Source organism: Ferrimonas pelagia, assembly GCF_039543565.1.
Classification (GTDB): Bacteria; Pseudomonadota; Gammaproteobacteria; order Enterobacterales; family Shewanellaceae; genus Ferrimonas; species Ferrimonas pelagia.
In genome coordinates this window covers 92,403-109,536 of the sequence record NZ_BAABJZ010000107.1, presented here as the reverse complement: position 1 = coordinate 109,536, position 17,134 = coordinate 92,403, and the positions used below count along the sequence as shown (strand labels likewise).

General features: G+C 56.2%; 16 protein-coding genes. 11 read left to right on the top strand and 5 right to left on the bottom strand.

The genetic code is table 11. The annotated features are described in order from the left end of the window. Positions 1-38 precede the first annotated feature (38 nt). On the top strand, positions 39-1,727 hold the full coding sequence (cydD, locus tag ABEA08_RS21765; RefSeq protein WP_345337556.1) for a heme ABC transporter permease/ATP-binding protein CydD: 1,689 nt from the start codon (positions 39-41) through the stop codon (positions 1,725-1,727). Then, positions 1,720-3,384, top strand: a complete 1,665-nt coding sequence (cydC, locus tag ABEA08_RS21760) for a heme ABC transporter ATP-binding protein/permease CydC (RefSeq protein ID WP_345337555.1) — start codon at positions 1,720-1,722, stop codon at positions 3,382-3,384. Before cydD ends, cydC begins: the two co-directional genes overlap by 8 nt. 40 nt (positions 3,385-3,424) lie before the next feature. On the opposite strand, the gene ABEA08_RS21755 is transcribed toward cydC, so the two are convergent. Continuing rightward, a complete protein-coding gene (locus ABEA08_RS21755) occupies positions 3,425-3,889 on the bottom strand; it encodes an outer membrane lipoprotein (RefSeq protein ID WP_345337601.1) in 465 nt (154 codons plus the stop codon). A gap of 70 nt (positions 3,890-3,959) precedes the next feature. Between ABEA08_RS21755 and aat the strand changes: the two genes are divergently transcribed. The 3 genes from aat to infA all read left to right on the top strand — a co-directional run bounded on the left by aat (position 3,960) and on the right by infA (position 5,656). Beyond that, on the top strand, positions 3,960-4,670 hold the full coding sequence (aat, locus tag ABEA08_RS21750) for a leucyl/phenylalanyl-tRNA--protein transferase (protein ID WP_345337554.1): 711 nt from the start codon (positions 3,960-3,962) through the stop codon (positions 4,668-4,670). Continuing rightward, the gene (locus ABEA08_RS21745; protein ID WP_345337553.1) at positions 4,663-5,364 is read left to right on the top strand and encodes an arginyltransferase; all 702 of its coding nucleotides are present in this window, start codon (positions 4,663-4,665) and stop codon (positions 5,362-5,364) included. Before aat ends, ABEA08_RS21745 begins: the two co-directional genes overlap by 8 nt. Positions 5,365-5,437: 73 nt before the next feature. Next, the gene (gene infA / locus ABEA08_RS21740) at positions 5,438-5,656 is read left to right on the top strand and encodes a translation initiation factor IF-1 (RefSeq protein ID WP_028115266.1); all 219 of its coding nucleotides are present in this window, start codon (positions 5,438-5,440) and stop codon (positions 5,654-5,656) included. A 105-nt stretch (positions 5,657-5,761) separates the two neighbouring features. On the opposite strand, the gene clpA is transcribed toward infA, so the two are convergent. Next, positions 5,762-8,047, bottom strand: coding sequence for an ATP-dependent Clp protease ATP-binding subunit ClpA (gene clpA / locus ABEA08_RS21735; RefSeq protein WP_345337552.1), 2,286 nt, complete (start codon positions 8,045-8,047; stop codon positions 5,762-5,764). Positions 8,048-8,075: 28 nt separating this feature from the next. Next, entirely contained in the window at positions 8,076-8,390 is a 315-nt protein-coding gene (gene clpS, locus ABEA08_RS21730) for an ATP-dependent Clp protease adapter ClpS (RefSeq protein WP_345337551.1), read from the bottom strand. A 199-nt stretch (positions 8,391-8,589) separates the two neighbouring features. On the opposite strand from clpS, the gene cspD reads away from it, so the two are divergent. Then, a complete protein-coding gene (gene cspD / locus ABEA08_RS21725; protein WP_345337550.1) occupies positions 8,590-8,799 on the top strand; it encodes a cold shock domain-containing protein CspD in 210 nt (69 codons plus the stop codon). A gap of 119 nt (positions 8,800-8,918) precedes the next feature. On the opposite strand, the gene icd is transcribed toward cspD, so the two are convergent. Both icd and ABEA08_RS21715 read right to left on the bottom strand, forming a co-directional pair. Continuing rightward, positions 8,919-10,172: an NADP-dependent isocitrate dehydrogenase gene (icd, locus tag ABEA08_RS21720; protein ID WP_345337549.1), complete on the bottom strand. Its 1,254-nt coding sequence runs from the start codon at positions 10,170-10,172 to the stop codon at positions 8,919-8,921. Between the two features lie 145 nt (positions 10,173-10,317). After that, positions 10,318-12,576 (bottom strand): NADP-dependent isocitrate dehydrogenase, encoded by a 2,259-nt coding sequence (locus ABEA08_RS21715; RefSeq protein WP_345337548.1) that lies wholly within the window; start codon positions 12,574-12,576, stop codon positions 10,318-10,320. A 156-nt stretch (positions 12,577-12,732) separates the two neighbouring features. Between ABEA08_RS21715 and rluE the strand changes: the two genes are divergently transcribed. The 5 genes from rluE to purB all read left to right on the top strand — a co-directional run bounded on the left by rluE (position 12,733) and on the right by purB (position 17,037). Next, a complete protein-coding gene (gene rluE / locus ABEA08_RS21710; protein WP_345337547.1) occupies positions 12,733-13,359 on the top strand; it encodes a 23S rRNA pseudouridine(2457) synthase RluE in 627 nt (208 codons plus the stop codon). Positions 13,360-13,361: 2 nt separating this feature from the next. After that, positions 13,362-13,823 carry an NUDIX domain-containing protein gene (locus ABEA08_RS21705; protein WP_345337546.1) on the top strand — a complete coding sequence of 154 codons (462 nt, stop codon included), beginning with the start codon at positions 13,362-13,364 and terminating at the stop codon, positions 13,821-13,823. Positions 13,824-13,904: 81 nt separating this feature from the next. Further along, the gene (gene mnmA, locus ABEA08_RS21700; protein WP_345337545.1) at positions 13,905-15,008 is read left to right on the top strand and encodes a tRNA 2-thiouridine(34) synthase MnmA; all 1,104 of its coding nucleotides are present in this window, start codon (positions 13,905-13,907) and stop codon (positions 15,006-15,008) included. A gap of 14 nt (positions 15,009-15,022) precedes the next feature. After that, a complete protein-coding gene (hflD, locus tag ABEA08_RS21695) occupies positions 15,023-15,637 on the top strand; it encodes a high frequency lysogenization protein HflD (protein WP_345337544.1) in 615 nt (204 codons plus the stop codon). Positions 15,638-15,669: 32 nt separating this feature from the next. Further along, on the top strand, positions 15,670-17,037 hold the full coding sequence (purB, locus tag ABEA08_RS21690; RefSeq protein WP_345337543.1) for an adenylosuccinate lyase: 1,368 nt from the start codon (positions 15,670-15,672) through the stop codon (positions 17,035-17,037). Positions 17,038-17,134 lie beyond the last annotated feature (97 nt).

The window sequence follows — 17,134 nt, the reverse complement described above, 5'->3', positions numbered from 1 at the left end:
GATCTGTTAAGGGGCCCCACACGGCCCCTTTTTGTTGTATGGATAAAAATACCGAACGCCTCAGCCTGGATTGGCTCCGCCAAGGAGCGCATGCCGGCAAACGCTGGATCAATCTGACACTCATACTGGGCTACGCCAATGCACTCCTGCTGATCGGCCAAGCCTGGCTTCTGGCCGAACTCCTGCATGGCTTGATCATCGAGCATGCCGATCTCAGTGACTTCCACCCACACCTCGCCCTGCTCGCGCTGCTCTTCCCGCTTCGTGCCGCCCTGCTTTGGGGCAAGGAGTACTCCGGCTTTCAGGCCGGTGCCGCGGTACGCCAACACCTGCGTCAGGGCTTGCTCGAGCAGATCCATCAACTGGGCCCAGCATTTGTCCAGCGCCAAGCGACCGGAGCCTGGAGCAGTTTGTTGTTAGAGCAGGTCGAGAAGGTGCAAGAATTTTACGCCAAGTACCTTGTGCAGATGCGATTGGTTGCGATGATCCCACTGACGATCTTGCTGGTGGTTCTGCCGCTCAACTGGGCGTCGGCATTGATCTTCATCGTTACCGCGCCGTTAACGATCTTGTTCATGGCGCTGGTCGGCATGGGGGCAGCGGACGCCAACAAACGTAACTTTCTCGCGCTCGCCCGGCTCTCTGGTCACTTCCTCGACCGACTCAAGGGCTTATCAACCATACGACTGTTCGACCAACTCGAACGTGAAGCAGACAAGATGGATCACGCCTCAGAGCAGTTCCGCCAGCGCACCATGGAAGTGCTCAAGATGGCCTTTCTGTCCTCGGCCGTGCTCGAGTTCTTTGCCTCGATCTCCATTGCCGTGATCGCGGTCTACTTTGGCTTTAGCTACCTAGGCGAACTGAACTTTGGCCACTATGGCTATGGGATCAGCCTCTTTAGTGGCTTGCTGGTACTGATCCTCGCGCCGGACTTCTTTCAACCGTTTCGCGATCTGGGTACCTATTATCACGCCAAAGCCGAAGCTGTCGGCGCTGCCGACGATCTGCGTAAGCTGATGGAAACCCCGGTGCCCGCTCAAGGTCAACAGACTCTGAATGGGGCTGACGTCAGCCTTGCCGCCAAAGATCTGGTGGTGACCGCCTTGGATGGCACCCCGCTGTGCTCACCGGTCTCCTTCACCCTGCCCGCCGGGCAGACTCTGGCATTGGCCGGACCAACCGGCAGCGGTAAAACCTCGATCATGAACGCCATCATGGGCCTGCTGCCCTACCGAGGCTCCCTGACCGCGAATGGGACTGAGATCAGAGAGCTGGATCGCCAACACTTGCACGCAAATCTCACCTGGCTCGGCCAAAATCCGCAGCTGCAGTACGGCTCCATCGCAGACAACCTTCGACTCGCGGCCCCGTTAGCGGATCGCAGTCAACTGCAAACCGCTATCCAACTTGCCCACGCCGATGAGTTTGTTCAGCGCCTGCCCGGTGGGCTTGACTACCCCATTAGCGACCGCGCTGGTGGCCTGTCCGTCGGCCAAGCGCAACGCCTGGCTCTGGCCAGAGCCTTACTCAAACCGGCACCCGTGCTGCTACTTGACGAGCCCAGCGCCAGCCTAGATCAAGACAGTGAACGCTTGATCCAACAATCGTTAGAGCAGTTCCGTCAAGGACGAACCACTGTCCTGATCAGCCACCGTCAGCAGCAGTTGCACAGTGCCGATCTATGGCTGCAACTCCCCTCGGCCGGAGCCAACCACCATGCATGAACTGCGCCCGTTTCTTCGACTGTTTCGGCAACACTGGCAACGCCTCGCCGCAGGCACCTTGTTATCCCTGCTGACCCTACTCGCCAGCATCGGGCTGCTCTCCTTGTCTGGCTGGTTTATCGCCGCCAGTGCGGTAGCCGGCTTGGTGATCAGCCGTAGCGCGGATTTTAACTATATGCTGCCCGCAGGTGGGGTGCGGGGCCTCTCAATGCTCCGTACCGCCGCGCGCTGGGCAGAGCGCGTTGTCAGCCATGACGCGACCTTTCGTCTCCTCACGACGTTACGCAGCTGGTTCTTCCGGCGCCTGGGGCCACTGTCGCCGGACACGTTAGCCGGACTGCGCGATGCGGACGTGCTCAACCGTATGGTTGCGGATGTGGATGCGCTTGATCACCTCTATCTACGGCTGATCACGCCGGTCGTCGCGGGCACCGTGGCGATCCTGGCCGTCTCAGCACTGATGTATTGGGTCTCGCCAGCACTCGGCCTGCTGTTGGGGGCCGTTTTGCTGTGCTTACTGCTGTTGCTGCCACCGCTGTTCTATTTCCTCGGCCGCCGCCCCGGTGAGCAGTTGAGTCAGCAGCAACACCAATATCGATTGGAGCTGGTATCCTACCTCGACAGCCAGACTGAGCTGATGATCTACGGCGCGGAGTCCAGCCACCGCCAGCGAGCGATGGCAACCGAGCAGAGACTGATCCAGGCGCAACGGCGCATGGCCAGCCTGACCGGGATCTCACAAGGTCTATTAGTTTGCCTCAACGGCTGGCTGTTGTTGCTGATGCTAGCCCTGGCCTACCAAGAGTTGTCAGTGACGGGTCCGCCAGGCCCATTGTTGGCCCTCGTCGTGTTTGCCACCCTGGCCAGTTTTGAGGCGCTTAATCCGGTCGCTACCGCATTCCAGCATCTAAGCCATACCTTGGCCGCTGCCCGTCGCCTCAACCCCATCCTGCACCATACACAGAGCCTCCGCTTTGGCGAGCGTTCAGTGCAGCAGGAGCAGGGCCGACTCACCTTATCGGCGCTGCAGTATCGCTATCCGGGGGCGCTGGATCCCGCAGTGGATCAGCTCTCACTACAACTCAGCCCTGGCGAGAAGGTAGCCTTGATCGGCAAAACCGGCTGCGGCAAATCCACCCTATTGCAACTCATCTGTCGTGAGGCGCAAGCGCAGCAAGGAGAGATCCTCCTCAACGGCCAGCCTATCGCAAGCTATCAGCAAAGCGCGCTGCGTCAACAGATCTGCCTAGTGAGCCAACGCGTCCATATCTTTAATGACTCCCTAGCCAACAATCTCCGCTTAGCTTGTCCCCACGCCAGCGAGCAGCAGCTCAAAACGGTACTGCAACAGGTACAGCTTGGATCGCTGCTGCAGGGCCAAGGCCTCACCCAGTGGCTGGGGGAAGGTGGCCGGCAGCTATCAGGCGGAGAACGCCGCCGGATCGGGATCGCTCGCGCCCTGTTGCATCCGGCCAATCTCTTGCTGCTGGATGAACCGACAGAGGGTTTGGACGACGCCACCGAGCAGGAGATCATTGACTGTCTGTTGACGCATCGGCCTGAGCGAACCTTGTTGTATATCACCCATAAACCGGCTGCCCTAGCCCAAATGGATCGCGTACTGACAATGGAGCAGGGCCGCTTGATCGCTGACTAGATCCACGACGGAGTGGCTAGCTGGCCACTCCGTCCATCACTCAATAGGCCTTATCGACTCGCACCTGCCCACCTTGGAGATAAACAAGGCGAACCTTATCACCGGCACGAAATCGCATGCCCGGGTCAAAGTCCTGCACCACCATCACCCGCTCGCCCTGCTCCGACATCACCATCATCTCAATCAACTGATAAGACTGAGTTCGATAGGCGGGGGAACGGTTATTGGCGATCCCCGCCCCGGCCAACGTCCCCAGCACGGTCGCCACATCCTGACCCGAGCCACTGCCAAACTGATGCCCTATCACACCACCGAGCACGGCACCGCCAAACACCTTCCAACCCCGGTTTCTATCCTCAACCAACTCTTCTCGGGTGATCTCACGCACGGACTCGACATCTGCGTAGACCACCTGCTCCACAGGGACCGCCTGATTGCGGTTATACTTAGCGACAGCAGGCCCACATAACATCATGGCCAGCAAGAGTATCGACAAAGGTTTCATCGCCATGTCATCCTCTCAGGGTTAATGATCCAATCACGGATCGGTTCGTTACTTGAATTGTTAGAGTACCATGCTCAACGCCGTACAGTACCTAGATCACCAAGACGCTGCATTCCCCTCCCCCGGCCAAGCGCTGGAGGAGCCCAATGGTTTGTTGGCGATTGGCGGGGATCTTTCCCCCTCGCGTTTATTGCAAGCCTACCGCCATGGGATCTTCCCTTGGTTTAACGACGGCGATCCTATCCTTTGGTGGAGTCCCGATCCGCGAGCGGTATTTGCCCCGGATGGGATCACCCCGTCACGCTCGACCCGCAAGCGTGCCCGCCGCCTAGGCTGGCACTACACGGTCAACCAGGCATTTGAACAGGTCATTGCCCACTGTGCCGGGCCCAGAGCAAGCGACAACAGCACCTGGATCTGCCCACCAATGCGCCAGGCCTACCTCAACCTACACCGACTCAACTTGGCACACTCCATCGAGGTGTGGGAGCAAAACACCCTGATAGGCGGCCTGTATGGTGTCTCTGTCGGCGGGGTATTTTGTGGTGAGTCCATGTTCCACATCCGCACGGACGCCTCTAAGGCCGCGTTTTGGGCGCTGGCCATTGAGTGCCAACGACTGGGTGTCGAGATGATCGACGCGCAGATCATCAACCCTCACCTGCTGTCCCTCGGTGCCAAAAGTATCAGCCGCGACACCTTTCTCCATCAACTCGCCGAACTGAGAGATAAACGCGTTGATTGGGCCCATTGGCAAACCGAGGGACGATTTGATGTCTGACATTCGTCATCTCAAATTGGGGATCAGCGCTACATTCCCCTGCAGCTACCTACCCGATCAACAAGAGCAACTGCTGGTCAATTGCGATCCCGTCGACGTCAACCAATTTGGCCAACTGTTGGCGCTGGGTTTTCGCCGCTCTGGCGATCAGATCTACCGCCCGCACTGCCAACAGTGCGATGCCTGTGTGCCACTGCGTGTGCCGGTCGGTCGATTTAAAGCCTCAGCGTCGCAAAGACGGATCATCAATAAGAACCAAGATCTGCAATGGCGGGCGACCCTGCGACCACAGAGCTATCACCGCACACTTTACCACCACTACATCAGCGAGCGTCATCGTGAGGGCAGTATGTTCCCGCCCTCAGACGAGCAATTCGATCGGTTCCTGCTCTGCCCCTGGTTGGAGATCCTGTTTCTAGAGGCCTGGCTCGACGACGAATTGGTGCTGGTCGCCGTTACAGATCTCTTGAGCGACTCCCTTTCCGCCACTTACACCTTTTTCCACCCCGATCTGGCTGCGCGATCACTGGGAACACGGGCCGTGTTGGCGCAAATTGCATTGGCCCAACAATTAAATCGTCAGCACCTATACTTGGGATACCAAATAGACCAGTGCCCTAAGATGGCCTATAAGCGGCATTTTCAACCAGCAGAACAATTTAGCGAGCAAGGCTGGGTGCCCTGCCCGCGTTGAATGCTTTACAGCGCAGCGCTTTTGGGGCATGATACGCGCGATTTTTTTATTACATAATGGGATGATTTGCTCGATGGCAAAAGAAGACAGTATCGAGATGCAAGGCACCGTCCTTGAGACTCTGCCTAACACCATGTTCCGAGTGGAACTGGAAAACGGACATGTGGTTACCGCCCACATTTCCGGTAAGATGCGTAAACACTACATCCGTATTCTGACCGGTGACCAAGTGACCGTTGCGCTGACTCCATACGATCTGACTAAAGGTCGTATTGTGTTCCGCGCCCGCTAATTTCGGTCGTCCCACACAAAAAAACCCGGCTTCTGCCGGGTTTTTTTGTGTCTCTGGCACAAGGCCAAGCGTGAGCCGCCATCACAACGGCTCACCCTCTCCCCTTTAGCTCGTAACCGGGGTCTTGTCACTGCGATAATCAAACGTCAACTCGCCGTCTTTGATATCGATGACAGCGGTACCGCCCTTCTGCAGTTGACCAAACAAGATCTCGTTCGCCATCGGCTTCTTGATCTGCTCCTGCACCACACGCGCCATCGGACGCGCGCCCATATTGCGATCATAGCCCTTCTCAGCCAACCAAACCCTTGCCTCGGCCGTCACCTCAAGGTGCACACTGCGAGAGTCCAGTTGGGCTTGTAGCTCGACCAGGAACTTATCAACCACCTTGGCGATCACCTGCATATCCAGATGATTAAACCAGACAATGCCATCCAACCGGTTACGGAATTCAGGCGTAAACACCCGGTTGATCTCACTCATCGCATCATGGCTATGATCTTGCTGCTTGAAGCCGATCGACTTCCGAATGGTTTCCTGTACCCCGGCATTGGTCGTCATCACTAGAATGACATTGCGAAAATCCGCTTTACGACCATTGTTGTCGGTTAAGGTACCGTGATCCATCACTTGCAACAGCAAGTTATAGACATCCGGGTGGGCCTTCTCGATCTCATCCATCAACACCACAGAATGCGGATGCTTGAGCACAGCATCGGTCAGCAAACCACCTTGATCGTAACCGACGTAACCCGGAGGCGCGCCAACCAAGCGGCTAACACTATGGCGCTCCATATACTCAGACATATCAAAGCGGATCAACTCGACGCCCATTTGCCGTGCTAGCTGTTGCGTGACTTCGGTCTTGCCAACCCCGGTCGGCCCCGCAAACAGGAAATTGCCGACCGGCTTGCCTTCGGTACCCAGGCCACTGCGAGCCAGGCGGATCGCAGCCGTCAGTGCATCAATGGCCGGATCTTGCCCAAACACCACCATCTTAAGATTGCGATCCAGGTTTTCCAGCACCTCTTTATCGGTCGCGGATACCGATTTCGCCGGGATCCGGGCGATCTTAGCGACGATCTCCTCGATATCGGCAACGGAGATGGTCTTCTTACGCTTTGAGGTGGGCATCATCGCCATTCGCGCACCCGCTTCATCGATGACGTCAATGGCCTTATCAGGCAACTGACGCTCATTGATGTGCTTATCCGATAGGGTCGATGCAGCACTCAATGCCGATTGGGTATAACGCACCTGATGGTGCTCTTCGTAGCGGCTCTTCAGCCCCATTAGGATCTGGGTGGTTTCGGCGACGCTTGGCTCAACCACATCGATCTTTTGGAATCGACGTGCCAGTGCCCGGTCTTTTTCAAAGATCCCCTGATACTCCTGATATGTGGTCGAGCCAACGCAGCGCAACTTACCACTGGACAGGAGAGGCTTGAGCAGATTTGAGGCATCCATCATACCGCCAGATGCCGCACCTGCACCGATGATGGTATGGATCTCATCAATAAACAAAATGGCGTTGGGATCTTTCTGCAACTGGCGCAGCACCGACTTGAAACGCTTTTCAAAATCACCTCGGTATTTGGTGCCCGCCAAGAGCGCACCCATATCCAAGCTATAGATGGTGCAGTCTGCCATCACATCTGGCACATCGTCCTGGGTGATCCGGTACGCCAGCCCCTCGGCTATCGCGGTTTTCCCCACGCCGGCTTCGCCCACCAGCAAAGGGTTGTTCTTGCGTCGACGACAAAGGACCTGGATGGTTCGCTCAACCTCCTGCTGGCGCCCGATCAAGGGATCGATCTGGCCCGCCGCGGCTTGCTTGTTAAGGTTGCTGGCAAAGTTTTCCAGCTTATCACTGCCGCCTTCATCCTCTTTCTCGACCGCCAATCCAGGGCTGTCATTGGACTCGGCGTCACTGCCAACATCCGGCTCACTCTGATCTCGCTTAACCACACCATGCGCAATAAAGTTCACCACATCCAGCCGAGTCACATCGGACTTACGCAGCAGATACACCGCCTGAGACTCCTGCTCAGAAAAAATCGCCACCAAAACATTGGCACCCGACACTTCATTGCGACCGCTGCTCTGAACGTGGAACACCGCTCGCTGCAGGACCCGTTGAAAGCCCAGCGTCGGTTGCGTCTCGCGATCACCATCATCTTCAGGGATAAGCGGTGTGGTCTGCTCTATGAAGACCTCGACCTCATTGCGCAGGGATTCCAATCGTGCGCCACACGCTAACAGTGCTTCTTTGGCAGAAGGGTTCTCTAACAGGGCCAGTAGCAAATGCTCTACCGTCATAAATTCATGGCGGTTACGCCTTGCCTGTTGAAAAGCATTATTCAGCGTTACTTCAAGGTCTTTGTTCAGCATATAGCTACCTCTCCCCCACAGTCGTCAATCAGGCCTGCTCAGTGGAGCACAGCAACGGGTGCTGATTTTCACGGGCATACCGGTTTACCTGAGCCGCTTTGGTTTCAGCAATGTCCAGCGTGAATACGCCACACACACCTTTCCCTTTATAATGGACTGTCAGCATCACTTCTGTCGCTTTTTCTTCATCTAAATTGAAAAAACGGGTTAAAACTTCCACGACAAACTCCATCGGTGTGTAGTCGTCGTTGTTCAGGATCACCTTATACAGGCGCGGCGGTTCGACCTTCTGCTCTAGCTGCTCACGCTCAACGACCTGTTCCGTTTCAAATTGCTTGCTCATAGCAAAAGCTTAGCCACTCTCTAAGTAATGGATTGAACTCGGTTGCAATTAAATCTTGACTACCGCGTTATCCTTTTGTTAATTGGTAATGTACAGCGCAAGAACGCTGCACGTTTCCTCCCTCTCATCTGACGTTATAGGGGCTCGAGGGAACGATTACAAGATACATGGGAAGGACTCAGTAGAAGGAAGTCGAGTTATGGCTCAAGGAACGGTAAAGTGGTTTAATAATGCGAAAGGTTTTGGATTCATCTGCCCTGAGGGGGGTGGCGAAGATGTCTTCGCGCACTATTCAACCATTGATATGGATGGGTATCGGACGCTAAAGGCAGGCCAGGAAGTCCAGTTTAGTATGGAAAAAGGCCCGAAAGGCATGCACGCATCCAACATTCAACCGGCGAACAAGTAGCTTCGATCGACCAGAAAAAAGCAGACCACTTGGTCTGCTTTTTTATTTGCTCGATCACACAATCTTTACATCATGCCAAGCCGACGAACCCCGCTGTGGATCGCCGTCGACTCTAGCCATCACATATGCTCAATAATGGCGTCGGCAAACTCAGAGCAACTCAACAACGTCGCCCCCTCCATTAAGCGCTCGAAGTCATAGGTCACCGTTTTTGCTGCGATCGCCGACTCCATGCCCTGCACGATCAGATCGGCCGCTTCCAACCAGCCTAGATGGCGCAGCATCATCTCGCCGGACAAGATCAATGAACCTGGATTCACTTTGTCCTGACCGGCGTATTTCGGTGCGGTGCCGTGCGTAGCCTCAAACAGCGCAACCCCATCGCCAATGTTGGCCCCTGGCGCAATACCGATCCCGCCGACTTGTGCGGCAAGCGCATCCGAGATGTAGTCCCCGTTAAGGTTCATGGTGGCGATCACGTCATACTCAGCCGGGCGCAACAGGATCTGCTGTAGGAATGCATCGGCGATCACATCTTTGATCACGATCTTCTTCCCGGTTTTGGGGTTGGTCATCTCGCACCAAGGGCCACCGTCGATCGGCTCTGCCCCAAACTCACACTGTGCCAAGGCATAACCGAAGTCCTTAAACGCGCCTTCGGTGAACTTCATGATATTGCCCTTGTGCACCAAGGTCAGCGAGTCACGATCGTTATCGATAGTGTATTGCAGCGCCGCCCGCACCAAACGTTCGGTACCTTGCTTGGAGATGGGTTTGATGCCGATCCCGCAGTCCTGTTCAAACCGGATCTTGGTGGCGCCCATCTGCTCGGTCAGAAACCGGATCACCTTATCCGCTTCTGCCGTGCCCGCTTGCCACTCAACGCCAGCATAGATGTCCTCGCTGTTTTCCCGGAAGATCACCATGTCCGTTAACTCGGGTTGCTTCAACGGGCTCGGAGTGCCTTGGTAATACCTCACCGGTCGCAAGCACACATAAAGATCGAGTTCCTGACGCAACGCAACGTTCAGCGAACGGATCCCGCCACCCACTGGCGTGGTCAGCGGCCCTTTGATCGCCACTTTATATTCCTTCACGGCATCAAGGGTTTCTTGCGGCAACCAGGTGTCCGCGCCATAGATCTGAGTTGACTTCTCACCACAGTAGATCTCCATCCACTGCAACTGACGCGCACCGCCATAGGCCTTCTCAATCGCCGCGTCGAGCACCTTGCGCATGGGCGGAGTCACATCAATACCGATGCCGTCGCCTTCGATATAGGGGATGATGGGATGGTTGGGGACTTGCAAGCTGCCGTTTTCAGAGACAGCGATGACTTGCCCTTCAGTGGGCCGTTGGATCTTTGATTCCATTGAGCACTCCTTGTGTCCTGATCGCGCGTTCGGATCCTTATCTCACACTGAGACTCCTTTAGAGTACCTAGCTTTTAATCTCCTCGCTAGCGACAAAAAACCGCTGACTAGTCAGCGGTTTCTTCATCCTATCTCAAGAGTGGGATCACGCAGACTCAGTGATCCGGATCACCTCAAGCGTCGACGCGAGAAAGGCTTCAAGCACATGATTAAATGTAGCGCTTGGCCGCATCGCCTGGCTGATCAGGGCCGGATCGGCATGATAATAGCCACCGATCTCTACCGGCTGGCCTTGTACCGCGTTCAGCTCGGCCACGATCGCCGCTTCATTCTCGGTCAAGGCTTCAGCCAACGGGGCAAACAACGCCTGCAACTGCGGCTCATCCGTCTGCGCCGCCAGCACCTGGGCCCAATACATCGCCAGATAGAAATGGCTTCCCCGATTGTCCAACTCACCGGTCTTACGAGAGGGCGACTTATTGTTCTCGAGGAATTTACTGTTGGCCACGTTCATCGCACTGGCGAGCACCTTAGCTTGCTGATTGCCCGTCTTCGCGGCCAGATCCTCCAGCGACACCGCGATAGCCAAGAACTCTCCTAAGGAATCCCAGCGCAAGTGGTTTTCATTGACGAACTGCTCGACGTGCTTGGGTGCCGATCCGCCTGCCCCGGTCTCAAACAGACCGCCACCGGCCAATAACGGCACGATCGACAGCATCTTCGCCGAGGTACCCAGCTCTAAGATAGGGAAAAGATCGGTCAGATAGTCACGCAACACGTTACCGGTCACAGAAATGGTATCCTGACCCGCATGCACCCGATCTAGGGTATAGCGGACCGCTTCGACCGGCGATAGCACCTTGATGATGATGCCATTGGTATCGTGATCTTTGAGGTACAGATCCACCTTGGCGATCAGGTTCGCGTCATGGGCACGGCTCTCATCGAGCCAGAATATCGCAGGGTTGCCGGTGGCTTTGGCGCGATTAACCGCCAGCTTGACCCAATCCTTGATCGGTGCATCCTTGGTTTGGCACATGCGCCAGATATCACCCGCTGCAACCGCATGCGACATCACCACGTCACCCGCCTGATTGACCACGCGAACGGTACCAGCCTCAGCGATCTTAAAGGTCTTGTCGTGCGAGCCATACTCCTGCGCTTTTTGCGCCATCAACCCCACGTTAGACACGTTACCCATGGTGACCGGATCGAACGCGCCATGCACTTGGCAGAACTTGATGGTTTCGTCGAACACACCGGCATAGCAGCGATCGGGGATCACCGCCTTGGTGTCCTGTTGCTCATCGTTCCAGTTCCACATCTGACCGGACGCGCGGATCATCGCCGGCATGGAGGCATCGATGATCACATCGCTGGGCACGTGCAGGTTGGTGATCCCTTTGTGAGAATTGACCATCGCCAGTGCCGGGCCATTGTCGTAGGCCGCTTGCAAGTCCGCTTCTATCTCGGCCTTTTGCGCCGCTGGCAGTGTCGCGATCTTGGCATAGACATCGCCTAAGCCGTTGCTCGGATCCACGCCCAACTCGGCAAACCTCTCACCGTGCTTGGCGAAGACATCGGCAAAAAAGGTTTCAACACAGTAGCCGAACATGATGGGATCGGAGACCTTCATCATGGTGGCTTTCAGGTGCAAGGAAAACAGCACCCCCTGCGCTTTCGCGTCCGCGATCTGCTCGGCAAAAAAGGCTTTCAACGCGGCACTGCTCATGCAAGACGCATCGATCAGCTCACCGGCCTGCAAAGGCGTTGAGGCTTTCAGTTCCGTGACCGTACCATCCGCCGCCACAAACTCGATTTTGACGTCATCGACGGCGGAGGACAGATAGGATCGCTCACTGCCGTAAAAATCGCCATCCGTCATATGGGCAACGTGAGACTTGGAGTCCCGTGACCAAGCGCCCATGCTGTGTGGATTTGCCTGCGCATACTGTTTTACCGCTTGTGCCACGCGACGATCAGAATTGCCTTCGCGTAAGACCGGGTTTACCGCTGAGCCCAACACCTTAGAGTAACGCGCTTTCACTGCCTGCTCTTGCGCGTTTCTCGGCTCTTCCGGGAAATTTGGCAAATCATAGCCGTGTGCCTGTAACTCGGCGATGGCCGCATTCAACTGGGGGATCGATGCGGAGATATTGGGCAGCTTAATGATGTTGGCGTCCGGCGTCTTCGCCAATTCGCCCAACTCGGCCAAGGCATCCTCGATCCGCTGGGCTTCGGTCAGCCCTTCAGGGAAGTTCGCGATGATCCGCCCGGCCAGAGAGATATCCCGTGTCTCGACTTGGATCTGCGCCGCGGTAGTAAACGCGTTGACGATAGGCAACAGTGAATGGGTGGCCAGTGCTGGAGCTTCGTCCGTGTGGGTGTAGATGATCTTCGACATAACAATGCGTGTCCTTTTTACCTGTTCCCGTTGATGCAAACTTTCGTGTTTTGTTTTTGTTAGAATTTCGCGGCGCTCATGATAGATCAATCACACTCTGAGCGAAATGCCATAATGAGCTAGTCCTCTTGGACCAGCTCGGGATAAAATAACGTTATGCATCAGAGAAATAGATCAGGTAGTGGTCAGACCAGACCAAGCCATCATAAACACAGTGGTCGAGCCACCCCAAAACCCCAGGCCGGACCGAAGAAAGTCGTGTTGGTCAATAAGCCGTTCGACGTCCTCACTCAATTTACCGATGGTCAAGGTCGGCAAACCTTAGCGGACTTTGTTCCTATCAGTGGGATCTACCCTGCGGGCCGGCTTGATCGGGACTCCGAAGGGTTGGTCTTATTGACCAACGATGGACAACTGCAAGCCAAACTCACCCAACCTGGCAAAAAGACCAGCAAAACCTACTATGCACAGATCGAGGGTGAGCCCAGCAACGAAGCCATTCGACAGCTGTGTGCCGGCGTGACGCTAAAAGATGGCCCCACCTTGCCCGCTAAGATCCGTAAGGTCGAGGCGCCGAGCTGGTTGTGGCAGCGCGTCCCACCGATCCGTGAACGTAAGAACATTCCCACGAGCTGGCTTGAGATCACCCTGACAGAAGGACGCAACCGACAAGTGCGCCGCATGACCGCGCATATCGGCCACCCCACCCTACGGCTGATCCGCTACCGGATCGGCAACTGGACCCTCGACGGCCTCGAGTTGGGCCAATACCGGGAACTCTAACCATGACACGACGGTTTCTGCCTCATGTCACCGTCGCTTGCGTGATCCATTACCAAAGCCAGTTTCTGCTGGTGGAAGAGCGGATCGACGGCCAGCGGGTCTTCAATCAACCCGCTGGCCACCTAGAGCCCAATGAAACCTTGCTGAGTGCTTGTCAGCGCGAGATCCAGGAGGAAACCGGCCTGGATCTCACCCCAGATGGCTTCGTGAATGTCTATCAATTCATCGCCGCCGATCAAACCCCTTTCATCCGCTTTACCTTCGCCTGCCAAACCACGGGTATCCATCCGACTCAGCCACAAGATCCACAGATCGATGCCTGCCACTGGCTCAGCCTAGCGCAGATCCAAACGCGGCAACTGCCCCTGCGGGGGCCGCTGGTACTCCAGTCAATTCATGATGTTATACGAGGCCAGATCAGCCCAATCGAACAGGCTTTGCACAACCGACTCATACGCGCTTGACCAACATAGCGACAGTGGTGCACTCCATGTTAGAATGCTGGCCCAAATTTCTCTTATGTTTGACAGCGAAGCCCATTTCTTATGTCTGAAAACCGCAATAAAAAGGTAATCGTCGGCATGTCCGGCGGTGTCGACTCTTCCGTATCCGCCTACCTCCTGCTCCAGCAGGGTTATCAGGTGGAAGGCCTGTTCATGAAGAACTGGGAAGAGGATGACTCCGATGAGTACTGCGCAGCAGCGACGGATCTCGCGGACGCCCAAGCGGTATGCGATAAGTTGGGCATCGAACTGCACAGCGTCAACTTCGCGGCCGAGTACTGGGACAATGTCTTCGAGTATTTTCTGGCCGAGTACAAAGCGGGCCGCACGCCTAACCCGGATATCCTGTGCAACAAAGAGATCAAGTTCAAAGCCTTCCTCGAGTTTGCCGCCGAAGCGCTGGATGCCGACTACATCGCCACCGGACACTATGTGCGCCGCCGCGACAACCAAGATGGTCGCGTTGAGATGCTGCGCGGGCTCGACAACAACAAAGATCAAAGCTACTTCCTCTACACCTTAGGGGAAGATCAGGTCGCTCAAACGCTGTTCCCTGTCGGTGAGCTGGAAAAACCTGAGGTTCGTCGTATCGCCGAAGAGCAAGGACTGATCACTGCAGGTAAGAAAGACAGCACCGGGATCTGCTTTATCGGTGAGCGTAAGTTCAAGGACTTCCTGGCCAAATATCTGCCCGCCCAGCCCGGCAACATCGAAACGCCAGAGGGCGAAGTGATCGGCCAGCACGACGGTCTGATGTACCACACCCTAGGTCAGCGTAAGGGCCTGCGGATCGGAGGCATGAAGGACGCCGGTGATCAGCCTTGGTATGTGGTCGACAAAGACGTGGAGCGCAATGTTCTGATCGTCGGCCAAGGCGCGGATCACCCACGCCTGTTCTCCAACGGCATGATGGTCTCTCAGCTGCACTTCGTTGATCGCCAAGGGCCGCAACAAACGACCGAGCTCACCGTCAAAACCCGCTACCGCCAACAGGACGTGCCATGTACCGTGACGCCAACCGCCAATGGCGAGTTGGAAGTGCGTTTCCATCAACCGGTCAGCTCGGTGACTCCGGGCCAATCCGCCGTCTTCTATCACGATGAGATCTGCCTCGGTGGCGGCGTCATCGAAAGCGTTATCCGCTAACAACAGGACTGTTAATGAGTCAACAAGACCGTCTGCGCATTATGGCTTTCGCAGGGATCTGCCAAGCCGTGCATCAAGTGCGTGAAATTGCTCGTCACGGCCAAAGTGACACAGACATGCTCAAAGGGAGCGTGCAATCGATCTTAGTGACCGATCCCCAATCCCCAGAAGAGGTGTTTGCCGATTCCGATCTGAGTGAAGGCTATCAGGTGATCGTCGACCAACTCGGCGACAGTCAGCGTAAAGACGTTGATCTGACCCGCTACCTCGTTGGTGTCCTTGCGCTGGAGCGCAAGCTGGCGAAGAAACCGGCCGCGATGAACACCTTGGCCGAACGCTTAACCCAGGTGAAGCGCCAGACCGCCCACTTTGATGTCACCGATGAGCAGGTATTGTCCAATCTGGCCTCGGTCTATTCCGACGTGATCAGCCCGCTCGGCGCCCGGATCCAAGTGGTCGGCACGCCGATGCAGCTGCAGCAAACCCAGAATCAGTACAAAATTCGTACCCTACTGCTTGCCGCCGTCCGCGCAGCGGTGTTGTGGCGCCAGCTCGGTGGCAAACGCCGCCACTTAGTGCTGTCCCGCAAGGCCGTGGTTCAGACTGCAGCGCAAGCCATAAAAAACTAAAAATGACCAACCCCACTTCTCAAGGAGTCATCATGGAACTTTCCGCCCTGACCGCCATCTCTCCGGTAGATGGTCGCTACGGCAGCCGCACCGTTGAACTGCGCAGCATCTTCAGTGAATTCGGTTTGGTTAAATACCGCGTTCAGGTAGAAATTTCCTGGCTGAAACTGCTGGCCACCTGCCCAGAGATCGCCGAAGTCCCTTGCTTTAGCGAAGCGGCAATGGCCCATCTGGATGCCATCAACGACAACTTCAGCGAAGCCGACGCGGCCCGCGTAAAGGAGATCGAGCGCACCACCAACCACGACGTAAAGGCAGTGGAGTACTTCCTCAAGGAACGTATTGCCGATAACGCCGAGCTGGCGGCCGTAGGTGAGTTTGTTCACTTCGCCTGTACCTCCGAGGACATCAACAACCTGTCCCATGCGCTGATGCTGCACAACGCCCGTGAGCAGGTGATCCTGCCTCAGCTGAACCAGCTGGTGGACGCCATGTTCGATCTGGCCAAGCGTTACGCTCGCATTCCGATGATGGCCCGTACCCACGGTCAGCCAGCCTCCCCCACCACCATGGGCAAAGAGATGGCCAACGTGGCCATTCGTCTGCAGCGTCAGGTGAAGCAGATCTCCGAGGTTCAGCTACTGGGTAAGATCAACGGCGCCGTCGGTAACTACAACGCCCACTTGTCCGCCTACCCTGATGTGGACTGGCACCAGCTGTCCGAGCGCTTCGTCACCAGCTTAGGCCTGACCTGGAACCCATGGACCACCCAGATCGAACCGCACGACTACATCGCCGAGTTGTTCGACGCCATGGCGCGCTTCAACACCATCCTGATCGACTTCGATCGTGATGTATGGGGCTACATCGCTCTGGGTCACTTCAAGCAAAAGACCATTGCCGGTGAGATCGGCTCCTCCACCATGCCGCACAAGGTCAACCCAATCGACTTCGAAAACTCCGAAGGCAACCTGGGTCTGGCGAACGCCCTGTTCCAGCACCTAGCGGCCAAGCTGCCGATCTCCCGCTGGCAACGCGATCTAACCGACTCCACCGTTATTCGTAACCTGGGTGTTGGTGTGGGCTACTCCATGATCGCGTATCAAGCGACCATGAAGGGCATTTCCAAACTGGAAGTGAACGAGCAGAGCCTGCTGAACGAGTTGGACAGCAACTGGGAGCTGTTGGCCGAGCCGATCCAAACCGTGATGCGTCGCTACGGCATCGAAAAGCCGTACGAGAAGCTCAAAGAGTTGACCCGCGGCAAACGCGTCAACCAGCAGATCATGGCCGACTTCATCGATGGCCTGGAGATGCCAGACAGCGTCAAAGCCGAGCTGAAACTGATGACCCCAGCCAACTACATCGGCCGCGCCGTTGAGTTTGTTGAGTCACTGTAAGGCACGACCTTAATGCAATAAGACGCCGCCCAGACTACTCCAGTCCGGGCGGCGTTTTTGTTTTTGCTGCGCCCGGCAAGGCAAACGAATATGACAA